Raw genomic sequence first — 26,946 nt, 5'->3', positions numbered from 1 at the left:
ATGTTGATGAGTAATGCTCAGTTAAGCGGCTTGTTTCCTAGCTGTTTCTTTATCAGCAGCTTCTTTTTGAGTATCCTCGCCTGTTACATCATAGCTTGCAGCCCATTCCTCAAGGATTGTTTGATACGGCTTAATAAAATGCGTCTCAGTAAATCTGCCTTGGGTCACTGCCATTTGACTACGTTCGGCGCGGTCATAGACCACTTGAGTCAATGAATAGTCTTGGTAATTCAAGCTAGGTTGATACACTTGGCCAGCGCTTGAGTTGGCATTGTAAATCTCAGGACGGTAAATCTTCTGAAAGGTCTCCATAGTACTGATTGCACTAATCAGCTCAAGATCGGTGTAATCACTGAGCAAGTCCCCTGCAAAATAAAATGCTAATGGCGCGGCGCTTCCTTCAGGCTTAAAATAACGTACCGTTAAGCCCATTTTATGAAAATAATCGTCGGTCAACGAGTATTCATCTTGCTTGTATTCAATACCCAATACAGGATGCTGATTGACAGTACGATAGTAAGTCTTGCTGGTTGACACGCTCAGGCAAATCACAGGTTTTTTGTGAAAGTGAGCGTTGTAAGCTTCTGAATTCAATAAATATTGAAACAGCTTACCGTGCAACTCACCAAAATTATCTGGCGTTATGGATGCTAGGTTTTTGTCGCGATGCTCTGGTAACACAATACTAAAGTCATAATCACGCACGTAAGAGGAGAAGCTGTTGCCAACCATACCGTCGATACGCTTGTTTTCTTTGTGATCCACAATCGTTGTTTTTAGCGTTTCGATAATAGGAAATGTCTGACCATTGCCTTTAACATCCAGATCGACAGAGATGATATCAACTTCAACAGAATAACGATCTGCTGTCAGATTGTCCCAATGCGCCAATGCATTAAATCGGTTATTGATCATGGTTAACGTTTTGCGTAAGTTCTCTTGGCGGTGCTCGCCGCGTGCCAAATTTGCAAAGTTAGTCGTCAAACGCGTGCTGTCTGCAGGCTGATAGTTTTCGTCAAAACGAATGTGCTTAATTGAACAATTGAATTCTTTACTCATGGTGATCCGCTACCTTATTTATCTGAGATAAAACCAAATCTGTGTATGAGGTGAATCATACCGAAATCTAAACATGAATAAAAACGATACAATTTAAACATAAGGTGAATTTTATTCATCTTATTAAAAATTAGAGATACAAAGGAAATTTAACAGCGGAAGTTTTAAGAGTTCACTTAACGTATAACTAAGCCTTTCACACACTGGCGGCGAAGAAGGCTTTTATACTGCTTAAGAGTATTTGAGGCATAAAAAAAGGACACCGTAGTATCCTTCTTATTCAAATTTGAGCCTGATAACAAATTGATTCTAGTGATGCTCACCAGGAAGAATTTTGGCAAAGGCGCGCTGAGCAAGGTTAGGCTTGCTATCAGTCGTTTGCGCAGCGGTCGAACTTGGGAAAATGCGATAGCCAATGGACTGAACGCCAACGTTAAAGGCTGGTACCAGTGAATAAGTCGCCGAGGCAAATTTACCCATATTACTAGCAATGCTATTTGGCTTATGAACGATGGCTTTTGCGACCATCATCGCGGCTTCGTCAGGCATCAGTGCTGGCATATAGCGATACAGCTTAGTTGGCGCAATCATCGGGGTACGCACAAGTGGCATAAAGATATTGGTCACTTTGATATTATCGCCTTTGACTTCAGCAGCCAAACAGCGACTAAATGCATCTAAAGCCGCCTTTGACGCGACATACGCTGAAAAGCGAGGGCTGTTTGCCAATACCCCAATTGAGGATATGTTCACGATTTGACCAGTTTGACGACCAATCATCGTTGGCAAGAAGCCAAGAATAATTTTGACCGCGCCAAAATAATTAATCTCCATGGTACGTTCAAAGTCATGAAAACGGTTGACCGATTCATGCACTGAACGGCGAATCGAACGTCCTGCATTGTTGACTAGTACATCGACATGCTTAAAGTCAGCCAAAATATTTTCACTGGTTTTTTCAATCTCATCCATATTGGTCAGATCACATGGATAGTAGCTAGCCGCGCCGCCAAGCGTTTCAATGTTTTCTTTGACCATTTTTAGCTTATCTTCAGTACGGGCCAGCAAAATAACATGCGCGCCGCATTCACTGAGCAAAAAAGCCGTACGTTCGCCGATACCACTTGAAGCGCCTGTGATGATAATATTCTTGCCTTTGACGGCTTTGGTAATTGCTTTTTTCGAGAGATTGGCCATAAAAAGTCCTTTTCGTTTATTCTATAGTTATTGGTATTCGGTTATAGCATAGCAAAAAAATGTCGTATGGAGTGAACAAAACCATAGTGGGCGTTAGCTAACGGGACTTTTACAAATTTCGTCGACATAAATATTTATAAGTACATTTTTAGCTTGTTGTTAATTACTAAGTGTTAAGTACCATGCTTTTTTCTGATTAATTATGAGGAGTATCTGCTTGATAGACACACTAACTCACTATATCGACTTAATTGCCAAAATGATCGAAGTCATTGGCGTCCTCATTATGTTTTTTGGGCTATTTCTTGCTTTGTATAAAGCTTTTCGAGCGTCTGGTCATTTCAACAATGATACTTATGTTGAAATCAGACAGACTGTAGGCAAGTCTATATTGTTGGGGTTAGAAGTGCTGATTGCCGCTGATATCGTGGCTACTGTCGTCACCGAGCCATCGCTACGCAGCGTACTGGTGCTAGGTTTTATCGTACTGATTCGAACCTTTTTAAGCTTATCGTTACAGGTTGAACTAGAAGGTCGATTCCCTTGGCAAAATAGAAAACCTGCGCCTGACAAACCGTCTGATACTGACAATCATACTGTGCCAATTGACAAAGCATAGCTGTTAGATAAAAGCACCATCAAAAAACGATGCATCGACATGATTAGCACGAGTTTATAAAACAAGATTTAAGCGATTGCTACTCATGCGCCTGCAAAAAAGTTTCGACAACTTTGAATTGTCCAGCCGTGCTTTCTTCGCCATACATCGCCTGTCTAAAGGCATTAGAATTTGGAATACCTGTCGTATACCATGCAATATGTTTACGAGCGATGCGGCAGCCTGAGTACTCCCCGTAGAAATCATAAAGCTCTTGCAAATGAGCCAGTACGATCTCTTTTATCTCACTAACGCTCGGTGCCTCTAGACGCTCGCCAGTACGCAAGAAATGCTCAATATCGCGAAATATCCATGGTTGCCCTTGTGCAGCACGCCCAATCATCACCGCATCACAGCCTGTCATCTCATAGACGTGTTGGGCTTTTTGTGCGCTATCGATATCTCCATTGGCAATGACAGGAATACTGATGCTTTCTTTGACTTCGCGTATTAGCTCATAGCGTGCATTGCCTGTATACATGTCTTCACGCGTACGTCCATGAATAGCAATCGCTGCAATACCTGCCTGCTCAGCACGCTTGGCGACTCGTAAGATGTTTTCACGACCGTTTTCAAAACCCAGACGTGTCTTTAGCGTGACAGGTGCATCAACGGCATTGACCGTTGCATCTAGTAATCGCGCGACCAAATCCTCATCTTGCAACAATGCAGAGCCTGCCAGCTTACGACAGACCTTCTTGGCCGGACAGCCCATATTGATATCGATAATCTGTGCACCATTATCAATTTGATAGCGGGCTGCTTCAGCCAGTTTATCCGGCTCAGCACCTGCTATCTGTGCCGAGATAGGCGCAATCTCATTGTCAAAATTGGCACGGTACAAGGATTTTTTGCGCGCATAAAGCGCCGTATCAGCGATGATCATTTCACTGACCGCATGACCTGCACCAAATGATTTGCACAATCGACGAAAAGGATTGTCCGTCACGCCTGCCATCGGTGCGACCATCAAACGATTTTCAATCGTCAGGCCACCGATATTTAATAGCTGCAACAATGGATGGTCAGACAAAGGCGAGGACGAAGGTAAAATGGGAGAATCAATAGACATAAAAAACGGCTTGATTTGTAAGGAAAACAAGCCGTTATTCTAAGGATTCGTGCACATAATGCAAGCGATTAACGTGAATAACTTGCATGAATGATGTGTGATTTCAAACAATTACTCTAATTATTTATCAAGCACACTGCCCTGCTCTAGTGTGATGTCATCATCATGCTCTTGCATGCGCCACGGTAGACTATCAGGCGATACATTGAGGAAATGTAAATATTTCTCAAACTGATCAATAATGTCATTAATCACTGATTCAGATTTGTAGCCGTATAAGTCATAGGTCTGACCACCACGGCGTAGATACACCTCAGCGCGATGATGATGCTCTTGTGGCAAGGTATCCGCACTGTCTTCAGTATAATAATCAGGCGCATCATGCTCAGATAAGCGCACCTCATACCAAAATTCAACATCGTCACCGCGCTGTAGCTCTAATACGGCTCGGTTATTAACCGCGTCATAGTTGACCTCAGTCGTCCAACCAGTTTCTGCAAATTTAGACGACACCTCCATCATCGAAGGCATAACCACTTCTTTGATATAACTTAAGACCTTTTCACGCGTTGGCTTATCGGTCATATAGTCAATACGCTCGCGCCATGCAGACGGTTTGAGTAGATGCGGCGGCAGTCTGTTGTCATTACCGAGGCTCTGATTACGATGTCCTTCGATACGTAACGCACGCCACATACCAAACATTGAAATAAGAATAATAATCGCAAATGGTAACGCACTAACGATAGCCGCTGTTTGTAGGGCTTCTAAACCACCTGCAAGTAGTAATACTGCTGCGACAGCACCTTCAGTCACTACCCAAAAGCTACGCTGCCACCATGGTGTATCACTGCGACCACCTGCCGCTAGCGAGTCGATTACCAATGAGCCAGAATCCGATGACGTCACAAAAAAGGTAATAATCAATAAAATGGTCAACGACGACACAAATTCAGTAAATGGTAGATTCTCTAACAGTTTAAACAAAGCAATCGCTTGGTTGTTTTGTACTTCACTGATTAATGAGGTATAACCATCGACCATAATCATGTGTAGCGCGGTATCACCAAACACCGAAAACCAGAAGAACGTAAAGAAGGTCGGTACCAGCATCACACCCAATACGAACTCACGAATAGTACGACCACGGCTAATCTTGGCGATAAACAGACCCACAAAAGGTGCCCACGCAATTGTCCATGCAAAAATAAATAAGGTCCAGCTGCCGATCCAATTGCTATTCTCGTATGCCTGCAAGCTAAAGGTACGCTCGACAATATTACCCAAATAACTACCTGTATTTTCCATAAAGGCGTTCAAGATAAAAATGGTCGGACCGACAACAAATACGAACAGCATTAATGCAGTTGCCAATAGCATATTTAAAATAGATAAGCGTTTTACACCCTTATCCATCCCTGCCAATACCGATACCAGTGCCGCGGCTGTCACCAAGGCAATGGCAATCACCTGTACGGTCGTATTCACTGGAATGATATCTGGCAATAGATAATTGAGTCCCGCATTAATTTGCGACACTGATAAGCCAAGACTGGTCGCAATACCAAACATCGTACCTAATATCGCAAACACATCGACTGTATGACCGATAGGGCCATGAATCCTTTCACCAATAATCGGATACAGCGTCGAGCGTATTGATAGTGGTAGACCATGACGAAACGCAAAATAAGCTAGTGATAAACCAACGACACCATAAATCGCCCAAATATGAAAACCCCAATGAAAATACGCAATTTGCATCGCTTCTTTTGCCGCGGCAATAGTTTGCGGATCCGACATTGGCGGACTTGAAAAGTGCATCACTGGTTCCGCTACCCCATAAAACAGTAGCGCAATCCCGTAACCTGCCGAAAACAGCATGGCAAACCATTCAAGGAATCCGTACTCCGCCTCAGCATGATCAGGGCCCAGCTTGATACTGCCATAAGACGAAAACGCTAGTACAATAATGAACATCAAAAACAGTGCCACTGCCAGCATATAAAACCAGCCGAATGTCTCAGTCGTAAAACTAAGCACATCACTAAACAGAGCACCCGCTGCTTCAGGATTGATCGCGGTACCAATGACCAATAGCAGCATAATAATTGCTGCAGGTACAAAGACTGGTAATAAAATAGTCGAACGAGGTAATTTACTCATGAAAGATAATATCCTCAAAAGTTAACAATGCCTTTTTATGAAAATTTTTAATTAAGGCAAAGATTAGAAAGTATGTGTGAATGGTTATAATAATTATCACACTCTTTTCCAAAACCCTAGACAAGCGTTCAACTCGTAACATGACTTTAACGAATGTTACATGACTATTACCAAGAAAATAAAAAAGGCAGCTTGCTAGCTGCCTTTTGATTGTATATATATTTTTTTAGTGATTTATAACCTATAAATGCTCGCTAATTCGTAAATACCAATATTTTTTGTACCTAAATAGAAGCAATCTGTTTCCTAACTAGGCATCAATCACTGCCGCCAACTTCTGCGCAATATCTGCCAAATCATTGTTGTCGGCTTGGGTCACTGCATGACCTCCCAACTCATGGATACTTGATGGAATGAGATGCACATGATAATGAAAGACTGTTTGACCTGCTTGTGAGCCATTCAACTGCATTTGGATAACGCCTTCACGCTCAAAAACTTGACGCTGGGCTTGCATTACCTTTTTAGAGGTCATTAATACCGCAGCAGCGTACTCTGGCTCAAGATCGGCCAGATCTACCGCTTTTTGCTTTGGTATCACCAATACATGGCCTTCTGCTTGCGGCATGATATCCATAAAGGCGAGCGTTTTATCATCTTCATATACTTTGTGATATGGAATATCACCATCTAGCATTTTGGCAAAGATATTATTGTCATCATAAGTGGTCTGTTGATTCAATTCAGTCATTATTTTTCCTTTAAGGGTTTTATTATCAGTTAATTAATAGCTTAATAGCTATCCAAAATAGATAAAAGCATCTGTCATATAGTGGACGAAATATAGCCTTAGTACAAGTCAGTATGACAATCGAATTTGAAAAATATCAAGCCATATTCCAACCATACTAGCTCACTAATTTATTGGCGGGCCATGCCCTTAAAATGTTATATTAACCCTCTATTTTAACAACGCTATGTTTATGGATTTGCCTACTTTGCCGACCAATACATCAAACAACTTAGATAGCTCAGACAACAATACTGACGCTTTGCTCGATGAAGCAGCCCAATTATCTGGAGCGACCCTAGTTTTTGGAGAAGGTCTCTCTGTATCTAACAGCATTGCCTCAGACCAACTTGACCCAGCGCAACCTAACATTGAGTCTGAAAACACTACTCAAACCATTGATCCGAACGCTATCATATTAGCAGAAGCATTGACTGATAAAGCCATCAGCTGGCAGATACACAATTGTAAAATTATAAAGAAGACTGTCACGCAAGATTTGCCACTGCCTTTTTTGTATCACTATGACAGTTTAGATGATGCGATCAAACAGACGCATCCGCTTACTCCTGAGCTACTGATTCAGTTCAATACACCCATGTCGGCTCACGAAGCTGCCAAATTAATTGGCATTGACGAGGAGCTGCTGACCAGTCCTTGGCATGTAAAAATTATCGGCTCGTTGGTAGTCTTTAGTGAGGCATTGCAGTTGGCTGTACGGCTACACTGGACCAATACGGGTAAAGAGACGCAGCAGGTATATACTAAGAATGCTGCCGACGCTATTATTGCCGCTTTTAAAGACTGGCAGTTTTTTGGTCGTGTAGACGTCCTTTATAAAAACAATAAGCAAATATTAATTAGTATTGACGAGCTAAACCCTAACACGCAAGCACTACCTGCCGAGTCACTGTTGACGATTGAAGCTAGTAGTGATTACCAACAGCTACTGGCTACTCATGCGCTTGCAGCTATTGTGAAATTAGAAGCAGACAAAGCTGATCTTCCTTGGTTTGACAAAGCCATATTAGAACGCATTGAATAACTATTTTGAATAACTGTTTTTTCGTTCATCGCTTGTGGTTATTAATTCGTTATTATTAATTCACTGTTATTAGCATATTGTTTTTAGTTATTCATATCTAATGGTATGGTAACGAATTAGTATTATTCACTAGTACTCACTCTCTATAAAAAGCACACTATCCCTATTAAAACTGAGGGTGCACATTTTTATAACCCCGCCTATTTGTAAGGAATATCACATGGATTATCGCTCAAAAACCTCTACCGGCGGTCGTAATATGGCAGGCGCGCGCGCATTATGGCGTGCAACCGGCATGACTGACGGCGACTTTGGCAAGCCAATCATTGCGATTGCTAACTCTTTTACCCAGTTTGTACCCGGCCATGTGCATCTAAAAGACCTTGGACAACTGGTCGCCCGTGAGATTGAGCAAGCAGGCGGCGTTGCAAAAGAGTTCAATACCATTGCGGTCGATGATGGTATTGCGATGGGCCATAGCGGTATGTTGTACTCGCTACCAAGCCGCGATTTGATCGCTGACTCTGTCGAGTATATGGTCAATGCTCACTGTGCAGATGCACTAGTTTGTATTTCTAACTGTGACAAAATCACTCCGGGTATGTTGATGGCCGCCATGCGCCTTAACATTCCAGTGGTGTTTATCTCAGGTGGCCCAATGGAAGCAGGCAAAATCTTAGCCAGTACCGTTGGTAAGAGCCATAATACGGATAGTAGTGACAGCAGTGCCGTTCGCAAACTTGACCTAGTCGATGCAATGATGGACGCTGCTGATGATAGCATCAGTGATGAAGACGTCGCTGCTATTGAAGCTTCAGCCTGCCCTACTTGTGGTTCGTGCTCTGGTATGTTTACCGCCAACTCGATGAACTGCTTGACCGAAGCTTTAGGCCTAGCCTTACCAGGCAACGGCTCACTGCTAGCTACCCATTCATTGCGCCGCGAGCTATTCTTAGAAGCGGGTCGTACCATTGTGTCGCTTGCTAAACGTCGCTACGAGCAAGATGATGACTCTGTACTACCACGCTCTATCGCTACCAAAGCTGCTTTTGAAAATGCCATGAGCTTAGATATTGCCATGGGTGGTTCTACCAATACCATCTTGCATTTACTTGCAGCTGCCAACGAAGCAGAGATCGATTTTAAGATGGCTGATATTGACCGTCTAAGTCGCGGTGTGCCTTGCCTGGCAAAAGTAGCGCCTGCCTCACAGAAGTACCATATGGAAGACGTGCATCGTGCTGGCGGTGTCTTTGCATTATTGGCTGAACTCGACCGTGCTGAGTTATTAAAAACTGACGTGCCAACTATCCATAGCGCAACGATGAAAGAAGCGATTGATAAGTGGGACATCATGAACCCTGACAACCATGAAGCTCGCGCACGCTTCCTTGCAGCACCTGGTGGCGTACGTACCACAGAAGCATTCTCACAATCAAAAGAGTGGTCAAACCTCGACGTCAACCGTGAGTCAGGCTGTATCCGTAGTGCCAAACACGCCTACTCTACAGATGGCGGCTTAGCCGTACTATATGGCAATATCGCTGAGCGCGGCTGTGTGGTCAAAACCGCAGGCGTCGACGAAAGCATCTTGACCTTTACTGGTCGAGCACGTCTATTTGAATCGCAAGATGATGCGGTTGCTGCGGTACTGGCTGACCAAATCGTTGCAGGCGATGTGGTCATCATTCGCTACGAAGGCCCTAAAGGCGGCCCTGGTATGCAAGAGATGCTGTACCCAACGACTTATCTGAAGTCAAAAGGATTGGGTAAAGAATGCGCCCTACTGACAGATGGTCGCTTCTCTGGTGGTACATCAGGTCTATCAATTGGTCATGCTAGCCCAGAAGCTGCTGAAGGTGGGGCGATTGGTTTGGTCGAAGAAGGCGATAGTATTCATATCGATATCCCAAATCGTACCATCAACATGCAAGTAAGCGATGCAGACTTAGCCGCTCGCCGAGAAGCCATGGAAGCGCGTGGTCGTGATGCATGGAAACCTGTCAACCGTGACCGTCATGTTTCGCCAGCATTACGTGCTTATGCGGCTATGACTACCAGTGCTGATACTGGTGCCGTACGTGACGTGAGTCAAGTCGAGCGCTAGTCTGTAAACTATTGATGATACAGACATACTGATAAAAATATATTAAGCCTGCGCAATGCAGGCTTTTTTTTCACCAAAAAACAACGTAGCGGTCGTTTTGATAACTATTTTTTGCGGTAATTATTTTATTTTGACGTCATGATAAAGAGTATCAGTGACTGACTATCAACTATTGCTGTGAATTGTCATCAATAACTAGAATTACCTTCTTAAAATCGACCCTTAAAACATAGCGACGTGCGTAAACCTTATGATTGAAAAATATAACTTATTCTTATTAATCTGTGGGATTGCCTTTTTACTAGGGGCCTTGTTTCCTGTTATTTTTAAGCGCACCTCTATCTCTTTACCGATGCTCCAAGTCAGCTTCGGTCTGATGATGGGCTACTGGTGGACGTCTTTATCCTTTTTAGACCCACTTGATAACGGCTTACTTATCGAAAAACTGACTGAGATTGTTGTATTGGTTTCATTGGTTGGTGCTGGTATTAAAATCGACACAGAGTTGTCTTGGCGATTATGGCGACCAACAGTAAGACTGCTACTTATTACCATGCCTATTGGTATTTTTGCGATGGCAGTCTTGGGGTATTACGCGTTTGGTTTGAGCCTTGGTGCAGCTATTTTATTGGGTGCCGTACTTGCCCCTACTGATCCAGTGTTGGCTTCGAGCATTCAGGTTGGACCTCCCAATACAGGAGGAGAAGACACTCCGCGCTTTACCTTAACGTCAGAGGCAGGGTTGAACGACGGTTTGGCTTTTCCGTTTGTGTACCTAGCGATTAAGATTGCAGAAGCGTTCAGCGAAGGCAAAGCCTTTACTTACGAGATGCTATGGTCGTGGTTTACTCATGATGTCTTATGGAAGATTGGCGCAGGCGTAGTGGTAGGTATATTGGTTGGGAAATTATTGGCCAAAGTCGTGTTTTCTAAACATACCCGTGAGACTACCATCTCGCAAGGCTATGTGGTTATTGCATTGACGCTACTAGCCTATGGTCTTGCCGAGTATGTACATAGTTATGGCTTTATCGCTGTATTTGTGGCCGCATTTGCGTTTCGTCGCTCGGAGTGTGAGCATACCTATCATCAAAAACTGCATGATTTCGCTGAGCAATCAGAAGGCTTACTAATGTCATTAGTGCTGGTTATCTTCGGCATGTTCCTCGGTCAAGGGTTACAGGCAGGCGTCGAGCTGACATGGCGCGTCTATATCGTCAGCTTTACCTTCTTACTACTTATACGTCCAATTGGTGGATTTATTGCCTTATCAGGATTGAACTTACCACATACCGAGAAATATGCGATATCAGCTTTGGGTATTCGCGGTATCGGTACCCTGTACTATCTGTCCTATGCGCTCAATCAAGGCTTTTTCGCGGATGAGGATGCGCTTAAATTGTGGATTGTCTGTTCGATTGTTATTTTGACTTCTATCTTTATCCATGGTCTCAGTGCATCAAGATTGCTCAAAATGACACCAAACAAGCAGCATTAAAATTAATGCTGCTAGAGTATGTCTTCAAGTCACTTAACAGTTATCTGAATGAGCTAAGAATTATTAACTCTTAAAAATATTAAAGTATCTCTTCTACCCAGCTCAAGACGGCTTCTGTCAATGCAAACTGACGAATATCATTGAGCATAGTGGTATCAAAATTATGAATAAAGGCAAATGACAATTGGCGCTCAGGGTCACACCAAGCAACCGAGCCGTTATATCCCATATGCCCAAATCCTGATAAAGCAGGACTCATTCTCCTATCCGCATCATCGTTGTTAGCATACAAGCTAAATAATCTATGGTAGCCCAATCGCCATTTCATAGCCGCTGGCATAACCGCATCTAAACCCTCAACCTGCGGCGTAGATAACTGCTCAAAAGTAGCACTATCGATCAGTATTTTTCCTTGCCATATACCGCCATTAGCGAGCATTGCGTAAATCGTTGCCAGTGCTTTAGCGGAAGCGACACCATTTGCCGCTGGAATGACAGCTTGTAACGTCTGGCGGTTATGATAATCAAGAGCATGTTTGCCAGCAGGTATCAGCGCTGATTTATAATTTTTTAGATTGAGCTGACTGGTATTAAAATATAAGCTATTAATACGCGCAGTATTCAATACAGGCTGTACGCTATCAATATCAGAGCTATCTAGCTTTTCATCAAGGCTGTCATCAAGGCTACTTTGCGTCTCAGCTGCATGCTTATCGTTTAGCATTTTCTGTTGCCAGCGATGATAACTAGGTAAGCTTGCATAAGTACGTAAAGTCTCTTGAGAGTCTACTGTTAAGGTTGGTTTTTGGCGTTTCGATTTTAATTGGGTGCTCGTATCTTCTGTTTCTTCAAAATCTTTGGCCAATTTTGCCACCTGATCTACTTTGCTATCTGGCACACCAAAATAGCAGCTGTCGGCAATACCCAGAGGTTCTGTTAGATACTGGCGCAGGGCTTTAGCTAGCGACAAATGAGTAACCGCCTCTACTACGCCGCCCAATACCCAGCCATAGATCAATGCACTATAAGCGCTATCATATTTGGTCGCATCTTCGGGAGAGGTAATGGGCATCGCTGCAATGTGGCGCAGCATCGTATTCCAATCAAGTACCGTCTCGCTATCGACATCAATACTTTGAATCGAAAACAAATCGGCCTGATGTGACATGACTTGTCGCAACGTCATTTGGTCTTTGCCGTTTGCAGCAAATTCTGGCCAGTAATGGGCAATAGGTTTGTCATATTCAAGCAGTTGCTGCGAAACCAGCACATGAACCAACGTTGCCAATACCCCTTTACCGGTAGAGAAATTAATGGCCAACGTATCGGGCTGCCACGGCATATCAGGACGTGCCATACCTGTACTGGCTTGTGCAATACACTGACCTGCCTGATACACGGCCACAGCCCCGCCAGCAAGTGCATCATCAAGCTGTAAGTCTGTCAGTAATTGCTGTAAGTTTTTTTGAAAGTCAACGTTTATGAGTGTACTAGAATTTTCTGTATTATGATCCATTATTATTACCTTGCTCCAGTGATATAAATTATTGTATTTTTAAGATGATAGTAATACACAAGCTATATAAAATATTTGAACCAGTATAAATGAATTGTGAGCCAATAAAAAAGGCCACCTATTGGTCGCCTTTTTTATTGTTTGTTTCAATGATATTTTTAGAGTTTGCTAACGTCTACGACAGCATTGAAATGCAGTGCTGTAAATTTAGTTAACGCGGTACTAGCAAACGATTATGGACCTCTTGTTCAAGCTTGGTCAAACCATGGCTGCGTCCACGCGCCATAGCCGTATCCATCTTACGCCCGCGCAACCATCCTGCCCGCAGCGCTATTGCTGCTCCTACTCTATTACCCGACCTACAATGCATAGCGACTTTCTTGCCATGGTGCTGGCGTAGCACATTATCAAACGCCAATATCTTAAGCTGCTTTAGCTCTTTAGCACCGCTGATAGGCAGCTGTTCATAGTGCATACCTGCTTGCTCAACTGCTGATGCCTCATCAAAGCTCAACTCGTCATCAGGCTGCAAGTTGATGACCAGCTCGACGCCCGCTTTCGCTAAAGCCACGACTTTTTCATCGTCTAATGCACCGCACACGATAGTGTTTGCATCGGGACGAAAATAAGGCTCAAAGATATCGGCTAAATCGATGCCATTATCGGCACTAATATGCATGTTAGCACCGCTATCGTTAGCAGCGACCGTATCAGTCGTCATCGAGCTATCTGTTTGATCTACGTCTATCGCGTTTTCTTCTGAAGGCATGTTTTGTGAAGTCATAATAATAAATATGTACGTTAAATATGGCTGTTAAAATAGAAGCTTTATGATGTTTATATTACTTGCTGTCGCTCTTTAGGGTTACAACACCCGCCAAATGCGGTTTATTGTTTTTAGAGCTATACAGTCCAAACTCACAAGTATCATCTACGTTTTTGAGCTGAGCTACTGGCTCAGCAATCAGCTCTACTTCAGCTGGCAAAAAGATAGGCAGCTTAAATGAGACGTCAATTGTGTAAGCATCAGGCAAGTCACCCATTAGAGCAAGACACTTAGCTTTTGACCACATACCGTGCGCAATCGCTTTAGGGAAACCAAACGCACGTGCTGATAGTGGATGCAAATGAATCAAGTTAAAATCGCCTGAGACAAAAGCATAACGACGACCGATATCTTCTGGCACTTCAAAAATGCTATGAACACCCTCTTCGTTTACTTCAGGCTTGACCATGACTGGACGCGGCACGCTCTTCTTATCTTTACTGCTAGGTTTTTTGCTACGTGATAAATAAGTCGACGTACCTTCCCAGATGACTTCATCTTCTGACTTTACGATAGTCACGAAGTCAAACTGCTGACCTTGGGCATGATCGCGCAGGTTATCAAAAGTGACCGACATTGCTACCGTTTCACGCTCTCCAATCGGGCGATACTGGGTGACGCTATTATCGACATGGACAAGACCTAACATGGCAAATGGGAATGGCTCTTTGACCATCATGTTCATCTGTAGCGTCTGTGAAAGTACCGAGAAGTAAGTCGCTGGCACTTTACCATCATCAGCAAAACCGCAAATTTTGCGATAATCATCTAGGTTTTCTTGATCGATATGCAAGTCATCTACATAGTAAGTAGATTGTGGCAACTGGTCTCTACTGACCTTGCCACCATTACCGATAGGCAATAAGCTTTTGACAATATTGGCATAAGTGGTGTGCGCTTTTGGCAACGCATCATAATGTTTGTCTGACATAAGTACATCCTAAGTGTGGCTTGAACAAGTTCTTTAACGTATATAAAGACAATCTGCAGTCATTGACTAAAGCCTACTATTAAATCATCTAATAAGCATTAAATTTAATCAACCTCATGAGTATCTTTAATAGCAAAAAATAGTTTGGCTATTGGTTCTTGTGTTTTTATCATAAAAAAGCCACCCTTGGGCAGCTTTATTACACTTTATCAGAGATTATTTCGTAAGCATATGTGATACAAACGAGAAATAATACCTCATATGATACAGCTACTGTCTCTATCCGTACCTTATTTCTCACATATACCTGTCAATTAATCAACATTACGCACCAAGTAAGCTTTGACCACAGACGCGAACCGTGTTGCCATTTAGACCGCCAGACGCAGGTGACGCGAACCATGCGATAGTCTCAGCCACATCTACTGGCAAGCCGCCTTGGCTCATTGAGTTCATGCGGCGACCAGCTTCACGAATAGCAAACGGAATGGCTTCTGTCATTTGGGTTTCGATGAAACCAGGAGCGACTGCATTGATCGTCATGCCTTTAGCATTGTCTTCTAATTGCTTGGCAGTTGCGTTAACCAAACCAATCACCCCAGCTTTAGAAGTGGCATAGTTAGTCTGACCCATGTTGCCAGCGATACCTGAAATTGATGATACACATACGATGCGTGCATTTTCTTTCAGTACGTCATTGTCCAACAAGTAGCGATTCAATCTAGCGATACTGGTCAAGTTGATATCAATGACCATGTTCCACTTTTTCTCATCCATCTTAGCCAACGTCTTATCACGAGTCACGCCAGCATTATGAATGATTGAATCTAGACCACCACGTTTTTGAGCAGCGTCAGCGATTTCTGCACCAGCGTCTTCACTAGTGATATCTACTGTCAAAGCAGAGCCGCTGATTTCGCTAGCAACTTTTTGTAGGTCAGCTTGCTGCTGTGGTACATCTAGACAGATAACATGAGCCCCTTCACGAGCCAATACACGAGCGATGGCTTCGCCAATACCGCGACTTGCGCCAGTCACTAGCATAGTCTTGCCGCCCAAAGGCTGGTTCCAGTCAACATCGACTGAGCTGCCTTTACTGACACGTACTACTTGTCCTGATACGTAAGCTGAACGAGCTGAGGTAAAAAAGCGTAAGGTTGAATCTAGGTTTTCCTCTGCGCCTTCTTCAACATAAATCAGCTGCGCTGTGATACCGCGCTTAAACTCTTTACCCACTGATTTCACAAAACCTTCAAGCGAGCGTTGAGCCATTGCAAATTCAATATCAGTGATGTTCTCTGGCGTACGGCCAACCACAACCACACGGCCTGATTTTTCTACGCGGCGTGCAACTGTATGGAAAAACTCATAAAGCTCTTTTAGCTGTTCAGCATTGCTGATATTACTGGCATCAAAAAGCAATACTTTGAATTGATCATCGCCGCCCGTGTTGGCTTTTGCCTCAACGCCTGCATCAGCAAGTGCGTCTTTGATGTCATCACTGCTGTTTACATATACTTCGGCATGGACGTCTGACAGGATACGGGCAACAGACTCACTGACACTCTTGTCATCACCAGTAGCACGGCCAACCAATACGCTACCACGCACCAAACGCTCGCCGCTTTCGAAACGATCAAGCGTCGTTGGCATCGGCAAACCTAAGTTTTTTGCTACTTTTTTGCCAATAGAAGATTGAACAAAATCACCGTAACGGTCTGACATAATATAATCCTTATAATTAATGATTCGTATAATAATAAAAAATGCAATGAATCTATTATATAGAGACATTGACATCGTAATTATTTAAATTTAGTAAATCGCCTCAAAACTAGCCTAACTATACACTTCCCTTATAAACAAGTCCAAAAACAGATAATGTCTACAACAATCTGTAAACAAGTCAGTATACAAGCCAGTCGTATTTAGCAGCGTTAAGCGCCACTATAACATGTTAAAATCTGACCTATAGGTTATGGCATACTTAATTATTGATAACAATATATTATCAAACGTACTGTTATGCAATGCTAATATTTCTTACTAGCCAGTCTATTAGAGCGATGCGTCATGGTCATGAATCTACTACCGACCTCATACAAGCGTCACATAGTTTGCTAAAGAGATACATTAAGTGAATAAAAACGCCTTATGATAAACAACTGTATTGCGTAATAAGTGATAATATTTGCTTGTATAAAATAACTTAACTATTTTTATTGTTACCTATCACTTTTTACTTCTACCCATACTTTTTAAGGATAATATTATGAGTAATAAAAACAATCATCCAGATAGCCCTGTTGTTGAAAGTACAGTTGTTAAAGCAACGGATACAAAATCAGATACAGCAAAAAAAGAAACCGCTGCAAAAAATACCTCGACTAAAGACAATAGCGCTAAAGATACTAGCGCTAAAGAAACTGCTAGTAAAAAAGCGGTCGATGAAAAAGTAGAAACCACTGCTGCCAAAAAACCTGCTCCAGCTAAAAAAGCCAGCACAACCAAACCAGCTTCAAATCTGAATCGTGTTGCGATCTTAGGTGGTAACCGTATTCCATTCGCGCGCTCAAATGGATCATACGCTGATGTTAGCAACACAGACATGCTAACCGCTGCATTGGACGGTTTGGTTGAGCGTTATAACCTGCAAGGCGAAACAGTAGGTGAAGTGGTATCTGGCGCAGTGATGAAACTTAGCCGTGATATCAACCTTACTCGTGAAGCCACATTGAATACCGCGCTAAACCCACATACGCCAACTTATGATATCTCACAAGCTTGCGGTACTGGCTTACAAGCGACCTTTGCTTCTGCTAACAAGATTGCACTTGGTCTGATCGATTCGGCAATCACTGGCGGTGTAGATACTACTTCTGACGCTCCTATCGCTGTCGGCGATGGCTTGCGTAAAGTACTTATCAAACTTGGTGCAGCAAAAGACAACAAACAACGTCTAAAAGCGCTAATGGGTCTCAATCCAAAAGACTTAATCGATTCACCGCAAAATGGTGAGCCGCGCACTGGTTTATCAATGGGCGATCATCAAGCGATTACCACGCTTGAGTGGAATATCAGCCGTGAAGCGCAGGATGAGCTTGCATTTAACAGCCATCAAAACCTAGCACGCGCTTATGACGAAGGCTTCTTTGACGACTTAATCACACCGTACAAAGGCTTGACTCGTGATAACAACTTGCGTCCAGATACTACCTTAGAAAAACTGGGTAAATTAAAGCCAGTATTTGGTAGAAAAAATGCCAATCCAACGATGACAGCTGCCAACTCTACGCCGCTTACTGATGGTGCTTCTTGTGTACTACTAGGTACTGATGAGTGGGCAAAAGAGCACGGTCTAAAGCCACTTGCTTATATCGTCCACCAAGAAACCGCAGCGGTAGACTTTATTGGTAAATCTGGTACTACAGAAGGCTTACTAATGGCACCAGCTTATGCGGTACCACGTATGCTTGAGCGCGCTGGTCTGACTCTACAAGACTTTGACTTTTACGAGATTCATGAAGCCTTTGCTTCACAAGTACTATCAACCTTAGCTGCTTGGGAAGATGAGAAATTCTGTGAAGAGCGCCTAGGCTTAGATGCACCGCTAGGCTCTATTGATCGTAGCAAGCTAAACGTAAACGGTTCATCACTAGCGGCAGGTCATCCATTTGCGGCAACTGGTGGTCGTATTTTAGCTACTGCTGCTAAATTATTGGATCAAAAAGGTTCAGGCCGCGCACTTATTTCTATCTGCGCAGCAGGTGGTCAAGGCGTAACTTGTATCCTAGAAAAATAAGCTTGGTCACTTTTAAGTGGAAAAGATACACTGACTTATTATTTTAATCAGTACATATCTATCAATAAAAAAATGCCCTTTAATTTATTTAAAGGGCATTTTTTATTGTCCGTACTTTGCTATGATAGAAAAGACCTAGATAGTAGCCTCTTAAAAAAGCCGATACGCAAAACAAAGGTAATATTTATGGGTAAGACAAAAATTTTATTAAGAAAAATGAGGCAAGTCATTTTTGGCTCTGAAAAACTGGTGATGACAGAACCGCTTGCAACCGCTGATTTTCGATCTCTAACGACTGAGGAGGATGTAGATCGGTACAATCAGGAACAAGCCATTCTTACTGAACGCATCGAAAAAGACATTCTTGATGATGATTTACGTCGAAAAATGCACCAAGACTTAATCGATACATATGATGAAGAACTAGAAAATGAAATAGATGACTATGCACGTGACTTTCGTTTTAACGGACGTGAGATGAGCGAGCAAGAAAAACTGGATCGACGCACCTACTTTCAAGAGCTGGTACGACTACAGCGAGAACTGATAAAACTACAAGATTGGGTCGTTGATCGCGGTGAGCGTATCGTCGTTATTTTTGAAGGGCGGGATTCTGCTGGTAAAGGTGGTGCCATTAAACGCATTACCCAACGATTAAACCCACGCGTGTGCAGGGTAGCTGCCCTGCCAGCTCCCACTGAACGCGAGCAAACGCAGTGGTACTTCCAACGTTACGTGGCCCACTTGCCTGCAGCAGGCGAAATCGTATTGTTTGACCGTAGTTGGTACAACCGCGGAGGCGTTGAGCGTGTCATGGGGTTTTGTACTGACGCGCAATATGAGGAATTTTTTCAATCAGTACCAGAGTTTGAGCGTATGCTCGTACGCTCAGGCATTCGCTTAGTAAAATACTGGTTTTCTATCACCGATGATGAGCAACATGCACGATTTATGAGCCGAATATATGATCCGCTTAAGCAGTGGAAACTCTCACCAATGGACCTACAGTCGCGCCGACGCTGGGAAGATTACACCAAAGCAAAAGAAACCATGTTTGAGCGCACTCATATTCCTGAAGCACCTTGGTGGGTTGTCGAAGGCAATAATAAAAAACGTGCTAGGCTGAACTGTATTGCCCATTTGCTCGACCAAATCCCTTACAAAGAAGTGCCTCGTGACGAAATTGAGTTACCCAATCGCAAACGCGATGATGAGTACTACCGCGAACCTATTCCCGATGATATGTATGTGCCGCCTCGTTATTAAGCGACTAGCGCCTACTACTATAAAAATCTAAAGAAACTTGATCTAAAAAAGCAGCCTTACTAATTAATAAGGCTGCTTTTTTTATATTAATAAGTTCAAAACCACAGCCAAACTTATTAAAGATACAGGTGTGATTTCTAGTTATTGCCTAGTTATTACCTAGATACTACATAGTATAAGTCGATTGCAAGCTATCGATTTTTCCAGCTAATAAGCGCTCAACTTCATTCTTGATTCTTTGGCCAGAGACATCACTACCAATCTGTACAGCAAACCCTGCTGGGCGACTGCCTTGACTCTTAGAGTTAATCCAAACAACCTTACCATTCATTGGTAGGCGTTCACTAGAGTTAGGTAGCGTGATAGCAATAAACACTTCATCACCCAATTGCTGAAGTTTGTCCGACGGTACAAACAAAGCGCCATTACTGACAAAAGATAAATAGCTGGCATATAACATTTCGATACTTTCATAATGACAGGTTAAAATCCCGCCACGTCCTGGCATTGCCATAGTCAGCTTCCTTCATCAACTGGGTTTAGTATGTTTATATAAATAATTGATAGTATATAGTTAAGAACAATTGCAAATTTACGAACACAAATTAAGCGTTAAAACATGGCTCTATAAGCTTGCCAACTCTTGCATTAGCTTATCATAGGCAAATTTTTCTTGCACATTTTGTTGCAGCGCAATTTTGGTCTGCTGCACGCTGTTAGCAAATGCCTCTAACCCGCTATCAGTAGGTTGATAAGTAGCCAATATCGTTGATAGATTGACATCCTTTTGTAGTTCACTCAGCCCCAAACAGACACGGCGTATATCAAGGAACATCAGCTCAGACAGCTGTATAAACTCTTTAATATTAAGCTGACCTTGCCAATAATCACTTGCCGCCACACCACTACGTTTACCACTACGTAATGCCTGCCACGTGGTCAGCCATAAGCTGCGCTTGCTATACCATGGTGCTTGCGCCAAAGCTATAGCAGCTAACGGCGCACCATTGGCCAATTGTATCAATTGCTCAATCGCAGCGTTACCAACGGCTTCGCGGTTAATCGTATGACCTAGCGCCTGCGTCACATAATCGACAGCAACAGTCGGCTCAATTGTCTGTAGTGCCAACTGTTGAACACGACTCTTAATCGTTGGCAATAGCTGAGCAGGCGTATCACTAATCAAAAATAGATGCACCTGCGCTTGTGGTTCTTCCAATGTTTTAAGCAGCGCATTAGCAGCGGCCACCGTCATTTTTTCAGCGTGATCTAATACACAGATGCGCATTCCTTGCCCGCCTTGATAAATAAAAGGCTGCAAAGCACGAATATCATCTACTTTGATCTTAAGAGCACTATTACTAGTAGCTTTAGCGCCTTTTTTATCTTTTGTACTGCTTGATTTTTCTTGAAGCGCATCGCTTTCGGCACTGATAGGCATACTAACGAGTGGTAATACTTGTAGGCTCGGATGAGTTCCCGATTTGAGCCACTGACAGCTCTCACATACTTCGCAAGCACCTAGTGGGTGTGTACCACGCTCACGGCATAATAGCCAAGCGACCAATCGCCATACAAAGGCGCGTTTGCCCATACCCTGCATACCAGCAGCGAGCAATGCATGCGGCAAGGACTGCTGCTTAAGTACGCGCTCGGTCAACTGTAACCACAGTACTTTTTGCCATGGCAATAGTGGCGCAAAATACATACGGTCTGTGTTATCTAGTGCGTCCATATTTCCTGTCAAATTATTCATGGTTATGGCTCTATCACATTGATTAGGTATTTCAGGTATAGCCACGACGACGATACTTTAGCGTTGTAGAAAACTTAGAATCACACGCAACTTTGCTCAGACTATTACTTAGTAGAGTTTTGAAAGTTATCTAAGCTCATCGCGTTTAGACGGTCTAAATCTTCTTGTGTATCGACACCAGCTGGTAGCTGACAGGCAGCTTCTGCGATGGCGATATGCTGACCATTTTCTAAAACACGTAACTGCTCTAAGCTTTCAAGTATCTCAAGTGGCGTTTGCGGCCAGTTTACGAACTGCTGTAATAGACTGACACGATAAGCGTATAAACCCAAATGGCGATAGGCGTTCTTCGGTGGTTGCGTCTGATTATTATCAGCTAATACAACATCACGGTCACAAGGAATCGGTGCGCGGCTAAAATAAAGCGCACGCTGTAAGTTATTAGCAGATTGGCTGACCACTTTTACTACCGATGGCCGCTGGAACGTATCATAGTCATCGATAGGTTCACAGAGTGTGGCCATCACACTATCCTCATCCGCTACCAAAAGCGCCTGTACTTGCTCTAAAAGCAATGGCGGTACAAGGGGTTCATCGCCTTGCATGTTCACCACAATATCGTGGTCAGCCCAACCCTTGATAGCTGCTACTTCTGCCAAGCGATCCGTCCCTGAAGCATGCTCACTACTGGTCATAACCACATCAAAGCCTGCATCGATACAAACTTTTGCAATTTGCTCATCATCAGTCGCTATACACATGTCATCAGCAAAACTTGCGGTCTGCGCTTTTTCTGCTACCCAAAGTATCATCGGTTTACCATGAATAGTTAGCAATGGCTTACCAGGTAGTCGTGTACTCTTAAAACGTGCAGGAATCACGATATGGGTCTTGGCGGGCGTAGTGGCGAATGACATGGCGTATTCCTATAAAAATTATACGGCGATTTAAAGTATTAGCTGATATTTATAATGAGGCTGAGGTATTCATATCATGGTCGATACGAACCCCTAGCGCCTTTAGCTGCGCATCTAGATTATGATAACTATTCTCTGATAATACAGCCGTCACTGGCAAGACCCATAGTCTACTGACAAGCTCTATATACTCATCACTTAAGGCTTGTGTCGCTGTATAGTTTGCCAATAGTGCTCTGATTTTTACCGCATCTTTACTGGTTACGATAATAGGATAATCACCATATTGTAAAAGCTCAGCCAAACTAAAATCATAATGGTCAGGGTAAGAATGCCCTAGGACCTCAAAACCAATGGACTCTAAGGTATCAAAAAACCGCTGCGGATAGCCGATACCACTAACAGCATGGACGCGGCTACTATTAGTAGGCTTCACACTATTTATTTGAGCTGCACTCGATGTAGGATTCCATAGGCGCTGTAACTCAGCTGGTTGCAAATGCATGGACAAACGGTCAGTAGACTGTATCTTATTATCACTTCTAGAAGTCCGAGTTAAATCTGTACTTGGCTTTTCATGATAGATAACATTTGCACCCTCTAATCGTGACATCGGCTCACGCAAAAAACCTGTTGGTAATAGCTGCTTGTTACCAAACCCACGGGCAGCATCTACCACAATCCATTCGATATCACGCTGTAGTGCATAATGCTGCAAACCATCATCTGCAATAATCAATTGCAAATTAGGCTCTGCCTTTAATAGAGTGGCAATCGCTTGCTGACGATTGGGACACACTGCCATAGCAGCACCTGTCATATGAGCAATCAAACACGGCTCATCCCCGACTATATGGGGTAAACTGGTAGCACTAACCAATGCAGGCATTTGACTCGTATCACCGCCATACCCGCGACTGATTACCCCTACTTCTATGCCTTTTTTTTGTAAGTAGTTGACCAGAGCAATAATCAGCGGCGTTTTACCACTACCGCCAACACTGATATTACCAATGACCATCACGGGAATAGGTGCGCGATAGCTTGATAATAGGCCAGCCTTATAAGCTTGACGACGCAGCAAGGTGATGAAACCGTACAACCAACTGACAGGCAGCAACAACCATAACCAAACAGCTTGACGTTGCCATGCGCGGGTGATTGTCGTCTCAATACTCATTAATCAATATCGCTTATCTTATTGGTTCATGGCGGCGTGAAAATTGGCTAAAAGCTTCTAAACTGGCTACTCGAAATCTCGAGCATACATTTGCGCATAGTGGCCTTGCAGCTGCATTAGCTCATTGTGCGTTCCTAATTCAACAATCTGACCACCATCCATCACAGCAATACGATCCGCTGATTCAATAGTCGTCAATCGATGGGCAATGACCAGTGTGGTGCGGTCTTTCATCACATTATCGAGCGCTTGCTGGATATAATACTCAGACTCATTATCCAGCGCGCTGGTGGCTTCGTCTAAAATTAGAATCGGTGCATCCTTTAGTAGTGCGCGAGCAATAGATAAACGCTGACGCTGACCACCAGATAGTTGCAACCCTTCAGCACCAATTTCACTCTGATAGCCATTTGGCATTTTCATAATAAAGTCATGAGCGAAGGCATCTTTTGCGGCTTGTTCAACCTCAGCTTGAGTCTTGTCAGCTAGGCTGCCGTAAGCAATATTATTAAATACGGTGGTATTAAACAATACTACTTGTTGGTTCACCATTGCAATCTGAGCACGCAAACTCTCTAACTTAATATCTTCAATAGGCATACCGTCTAATGTGATTTGCCCTGAGGAAGTCTCTAGAGTACGTGTTAATAAATTGACCAGTGAGGACTTGCCCGCACCACTTCGCCCGACTAATGCAACTGTCTCGCCTGCTTTAATATTCAAGGTAAAGTCACGTAGAGCCACCGTCGAATCTGGATATACCAAGCTGATATTGTCTAACGACATTTGCCCTGATAGCGCTTTACTGATTGTTCCTGTGTCTTCTTCTTCTGGCTCATCAAGTAGTGCAAAAATCGACTCACCAGCAGCCAGACCTTTTTGCAGCTTCTGATTAATATCAGTTAGTGAACGTACTGGCTTACTCAATAAACCTGCTGCTGCAATGTAGGAGATGAACTCACCTGCTGAAATATCATCTATTACTGCAGGTCGCAACGCAAGCCAGACGACAACGGCCATCGCAACCGCCATCAACAGCTGTACGGCTGGCGTATTAATACTATTGGTAACAACCACCTTCATACCTTGGCGTAGATTTTTCTTCGATGTCTTATCAAAACGTGCTGATTCGTATGATTGACCACCGTAATTTTTGACCACTTGATAGCCACCGATGACCTCATTGGTAATGTGACTGACATTACCCATCGTCTCTTGGATACCTTTTGAGAGCTTAAGATAGCGCTTTGATGCAATACGCACCAGCCATAGTATTGGTGGCAATACCACAAATAAAATAAGCGTTAGACGCCAATTGCTATAAAACAAAAAGCCAATCAATGCGACAACGGTCAAACCATCACGCAGCAAGGTCTTCATTGAGTCTGTACTGGCGGCCGTGACCTGTTCAACATCAAATATCAATTTCGATGAAATCGTACCGGCTGGATTGGCCAAATAAAACGAACTAGGCAAGCGCAGTAATTTATTAAAGACTTCTACACGTAGCTCATAGACTAAGTTGCGTGAGACCAATGCAGAGTAATAGTTACCCAAAAAACTACCAACCCCGCGCACAAAGAATAGCAATATAATCAATAGTGGAAATAAGGTTTGTTTGCTTCGATCATTCTGATTGATAGCATCAGTAATATATTGCAGAAGCTTGGCAGTCCAAATCTCTGTCCCTGCATTAATTGCAAAACCTAAAGCCGTCAATAGCAATGCCCACCAGTAAGGCTTTAAATACCTTAATAAGCGTAATAGTGTCTTACTCTTAGGCGTAACGGGCGATACTGCCGATGCATTTTTAGCAGAAGATTTTTTAGAGTCAGGTAAATAAGCTTGGCTCATAAAAGCCTCAATTTGGGTATCGTGGTATGAATGGGCTGTGTGTCACACAGTTTTATGATGATAAGACTATATCTGTTATTGCGGCAGCGTTTGGCCAAGTGGTACCACTGTACTGATGTTTAAATTCAAAAATCCGAGCTTTCCAGCGATATCCATTACTCGTACCACAGACTGATGAGTTGCATTGGCATCCGCTGCAATAACAAATAGCATATCGCGATTGCTGCCTGCCTCTTGCTGCAACATACTGGTCAGTTCTGCCTCATTGCTACTAGCAAGTGTAATGCCGTTGACCAAATAGCTACCATCTTCTTGCACAGCTACTTCGATACTATTGTTTTGTTCTGTCAGTGCAACACCTTCCGCTTCAGGAAGGATAATATTTAAACGACTAAAGTGATTAAATGAAGTAGCAAGTAATAAAAACACAATCAAAAACAGTAAACAATCAATCATCGGTGTTAGATTAATTTCAAGCGGTTCAACCGTTGGTTTTCTAAAACGCATATCAATCTCTTTAATTCATCTACCATTTATAGGCTTAAGACTTTTATTCTTTGCAACCGCATTGACTACATTGCCGCTATGCTGGTCTTATCAGAATCCAACCCACCAAATGAACGTTCTTGCACAATGCTATCATCTATTGACTTATGGCTAGAAGATGTAGATGCCTGCGTACTAGCAAGTAAGTGATAATCATACAGCTCTTGAATCATAAGCCCTGCTTGAGTCTCAAACTGAGCATTAATATCAATGATACGGCGCTGAAAATAACGATAAGCAACCAACGCAGGGATAGCAACAATCATACCAGCAGCGGTAGTGATTAGTGCCTGTGATACGCCAGCGGCTAGCATCGTCGGATCTTGCATGGCACCATCGGTAATCGCTAAGAATGAAGATATGATTCCTAATACCGTACCTAATAGGCCAAGTAACGGCGCTATCGCACCGATAGTTCCTAACATATTGATGTTTTTTTCTAACTGATGAACTTGGACGCTGGCACGATTTTGCATGTGCATCGTCATCGACTCTAGCCCATATTGCCGATAAAGCAAACCCGTTGCCAAGATATCGCCAAGCGCCGTCTTCTCTTTTACATTCATCAATTGTGTGCGGCCAATATCGCCATTTTCACGTAAACGAGTTATTAGCTGTTCGCGTAACCTGCTAGGAGCGACTTTGTTAAACTGTAGCGTATGGCTACGTTCAATAATGATGACTAATGCCAATATAGAACAGACCACGATAGGTGTCATTAGCCAGCCACCTGCTTTTACCAATTCCCACATACTCACTC

Annotated in this window: 22 protein-coding genes; 6 read left to right on the top strand and 16 right to left on the bottom strand. The window is 43.2% G+C overall.

The window, feature by feature from the left end:
* Positions 1–21 precede the first annotated feature (21 nt).
* Both V6252_RS01675 and V6252_RS01670 read right to left on the bottom strand, forming a co-directional pair.
* The gene (locus V6252_RS01675) at positions 22–1,059 is read right to left on the bottom strand and encodes a DUF1852 domain-containing protein (RefSeq protein ID WP_341609018.1); all 1,038 of its coding nucleotides are present in this window, start codon (positions 1,057–1,059) and stop codon (positions 22–24) included.
* Between the two features lie 309 nt (positions 1,060–1,368).
* Positions 1,369–2,256, bottom strand: coding sequence for an SDR family NAD(P)-dependent oxidoreductase (locus V6252_RS01670; RefSeq protein WP_296207820.1), 888 nt, complete (start codon positions 2,254–2,256; stop codon positions 1,369–1,371).
* A gap of 217 nt (positions 2,257–2,473) precedes the next feature.
* Here V6252_RS01670 and V6252_RS01665 point away from each other — a divergent pair, with 217 nt between their 5' ends.
* Positions 2,474–2,875, top strand: coding sequence for a DUF1622 domain-containing protein (locus tag V6252_RS01665; protein WP_341609017.1), 402 nt, complete (start codon positions 2,474–2,476; stop codon positions 2,873–2,875).
* 79 nt (positions 2,876–2,954) lie between these two features.
* Here the strand turns inward: V6252_RS01665 and dusB are convergent, their stop codons facing one another.
* From dusB to V6252_RS01650, 3 genes are all read right to left on the bottom strand, one after another.
* Positions 2,955–3,986 (bottom strand): tRNA dihydrouridine synthase DusB, encoded by a 1,032-nt coding sequence (gene dusB, locus V6252_RS01660; protein ID WP_341609016.1) that lies wholly within the window; start codon positions 3,984–3,986, stop codon positions 2,955–2,957.
* A 120-nt stretch (positions 3,987–4,106) separates the two neighbouring features.
* Positions 4,107–6,152 carry a BCCT family transporter gene (locus V6252_RS01655; protein ID WP_341609015.1) on the bottom strand — a complete coding sequence of 682 codons (2,046 nt, stop codon included), beginning with the start codon at positions 6,150–6,152 and terminating at the stop codon, positions 4,107–4,109.
* A gap of 310 nt (positions 6,153–6,462) precedes the next feature.
* The gene (locus V6252_RS01650) at positions 6,463–6,903 is read right to left on the bottom strand and encodes an HIT family protein (protein WP_298807805.1); all 441 of its coding nucleotides are present in this window, start codon (positions 6,901–6,903) and stop codon (positions 6,463–6,465) included.
* Positions 6,904–7,135: 232 nt separating this feature from the next.
* Between V6252_RS01650 and V6252_RS01645 the strand changes: the two genes are divergently transcribed.
* The 3 genes from V6252_RS01645 (at position 7,136) to V6252_RS01635 (ending at position 11,592) form a co-directional block, all read left to right on the top strand.
* The gene (locus V6252_RS01645; RefSeq protein ID WP_341609014.1) at positions 7,136–7,987 is read left to right on the top strand and encodes a hypothetical protein; all 852 of its coding nucleotides are present in this window, start codon (positions 7,136–7,138) and stop codon (positions 7,985–7,987) included.
* Between the two features lie 220 nt (positions 7,988–8,207).
* Positions 8,208–10,094, top strand: coding sequence for a dihydroxy-acid dehydratase (gene ilvD, locus V6252_RS01640; protein WP_057759459.1), 1,887 nt, complete (start codon positions 8,208–8,210; stop codon positions 10,092–10,094).
* Between the two features lie 250 nt (positions 10,095–10,344).
* Positions 10,345–11,592, top strand: a complete 1,248-nt coding sequence (locus tag V6252_RS01635) for a cation:proton antiporter (RefSeq protein WP_341609013.1) — start codon at positions 10,345–10,347, stop codon at positions 11,590–11,592.
* Between the two features lie 79 nt (positions 11,593–11,671).
* Here V6252_RS01635 and V6252_RS01630 read toward each other — a convergent pair whose 3' ends face one another.
* From V6252_RS01630 to V6252_RS01615, 4 genes are all read right to left on the bottom strand, one after another.
* Positions 11,672–13,108, bottom strand: coding sequence for a serine hydrolase domain-containing protein (locus V6252_RS01630; RefSeq protein ID WP_341609012.1), 1,437 nt, complete (start codon positions 13,106–13,108; stop codon positions 11,672–11,674).
* Positions 13,109–13,319: 211 nt separating this feature from the next.
* A complete protein-coding gene (locus V6252_RS01625) occupies positions 13,320–13,829 on the bottom strand; it encodes a beta-lactamase hydrolase domain-containing protein (RefSeq protein ID WP_425355839.1) in 510 nt (169 codons plus the stop codon).
* 121 nt (positions 13,830–13,950) lie between these two features.
* Positions 13,951–14,865, bottom strand: a complete 915-nt coding sequence (locus V6252_RS01620; RefSeq protein ID WP_341609011.1) for a MaoC family dehydratase — start codon at positions 14,863–14,865, stop codon at positions 13,951–13,953.
* Between the two features lie 324 nt (positions 14,866–15,189).
* Positions 15,190–16,590, bottom strand: a complete 1,401-nt coding sequence (locus V6252_RS01615; RefSeq protein ID WP_341609010.1) for a 3-oxoacyl-ACP reductase — start codon at positions 16,588–16,590, stop codon at positions 15,190–15,192.
* Positions 16,591–17,137: 547 nt separating this feature from the next.
* On the opposite strand from V6252_RS01615, the gene V6252_RS01610 reads away from it, so the two are divergent.
* On the top strand, positions 17,138–18,667 hold the full coding sequence (locus tag V6252_RS01610; RefSeq protein WP_341609009.1) for an acetyl-CoA C-acetyltransferase: 1,530 nt from the start codon (positions 17,138–17,140) through the stop codon (positions 18,665–18,667).
* 186 nt (positions 18,668–18,853) lie between these two features.
* Complete coding sequence (gene ppk2, locus V6252_RS01605; RefSeq protein WP_298807815.1) at positions 18,854–19,933, top strand: polyphosphate kinase 2; 1,080 nt, start codon at positions 18,854–18,856, stop codon at positions 19,931–19,933.
* A gap of 166 nt (positions 19,934–20,099) precedes the next feature.
* Here ppk2 and V6252_RS01600 read toward each other — a convergent pair whose 3' ends face one another.
* From V6252_RS01600 to V6252_RS01570, 7 genes are all read right to left on the bottom strand, one after another.
* Complete coding sequence (locus V6252_RS01600; protein WP_201572079.1) at positions 20,100–20,447, bottom strand: PilZ domain-containing protein; 348 nt, start codon at positions 20,445–20,447, stop codon at positions 20,100–20,102.
* Positions 20,448–20,558: 111 nt separating this feature from the next.
* Complete coding sequence (locus tag V6252_RS01595) at positions 20,559–21,689, bottom strand: DNA polymerase III subunit delta' (RefSeq protein WP_341609008.1); 1,131 nt, start codon at positions 21,687–21,689, stop codon at positions 20,559–20,561.
* Between the two features lie 104 nt (positions 21,690–21,793).
* Complete coding sequence (kdsB, locus tag V6252_RS01590) at positions 21,794–22,606, bottom strand: 3-deoxy-manno-octulosonate cytidylyltransferase (RefSeq protein WP_341609007.1); 813 nt, start codon at positions 22,604–22,606, stop codon at positions 21,794–21,796.
* Positions 22,607–22,655: 49 nt separating this feature from the next.
* The gene (lpxK, locus tag V6252_RS01585; protein ID WP_341609006.1) at positions 22,656–23,786 is read right to left on the bottom strand and encodes a tetraacyldisaccharide 4'-kinase; all 1,131 of its coding nucleotides are present in this window, start codon (positions 23,784–23,786) and stop codon (positions 22,656–22,658) included.
* Positions 23,787–23,852: 66 nt separating this feature from the next.
* On the bottom strand, positions 23,853–25,640 hold the full coding sequence (msbA, locus tag V6252_RS01580) for a lipid A export permease/ATP-binding protein MsbA (protein ID WP_341609005.1): 1,788 nt from the start codon (positions 25,638–25,640) through the stop codon (positions 23,853–23,855).
* A 75-nt stretch (positions 25,641–25,715) separates the two neighbouring features.
* Positions 25,716–26,147 (bottom strand): ExbD/TolR family protein, encoded by a 432-nt coding sequence (locus V6252_RS01575; RefSeq protein WP_057759437.1) that lies wholly within the window; start codon positions 26,145–26,147, stop codon positions 25,716–25,718.
* A 65-nt stretch (positions 26,148–26,212) separates the two neighbouring features.
* Complete coding sequence (locus V6252_RS01570) at positions 26,213–26,938, bottom strand: MotA/TolQ/ExbB proton channel family protein (protein ID WP_341609004.1); 726 nt, start codon at positions 26,936–26,938, stop codon at positions 26,213–26,215.
* Between the last annotated feature and the right edge of the window lie 8 nt (positions 26,939–26,946).

This window comes from Psychrobacter proteolyticus (assembly GCF_038155145.1).
Lineage (GTDB): Bacteria > Pseudomonadota > Gammaproteobacteria > Pseudomonadales > Moraxellaceae > Psychrobacter > Psychrobacter proteolyticus_B.
The sequence above is the reverse complement of the archived record's forward strand: the minus strand, read 5'-3'. Positions and strand labels throughout refer to the sequence as shown.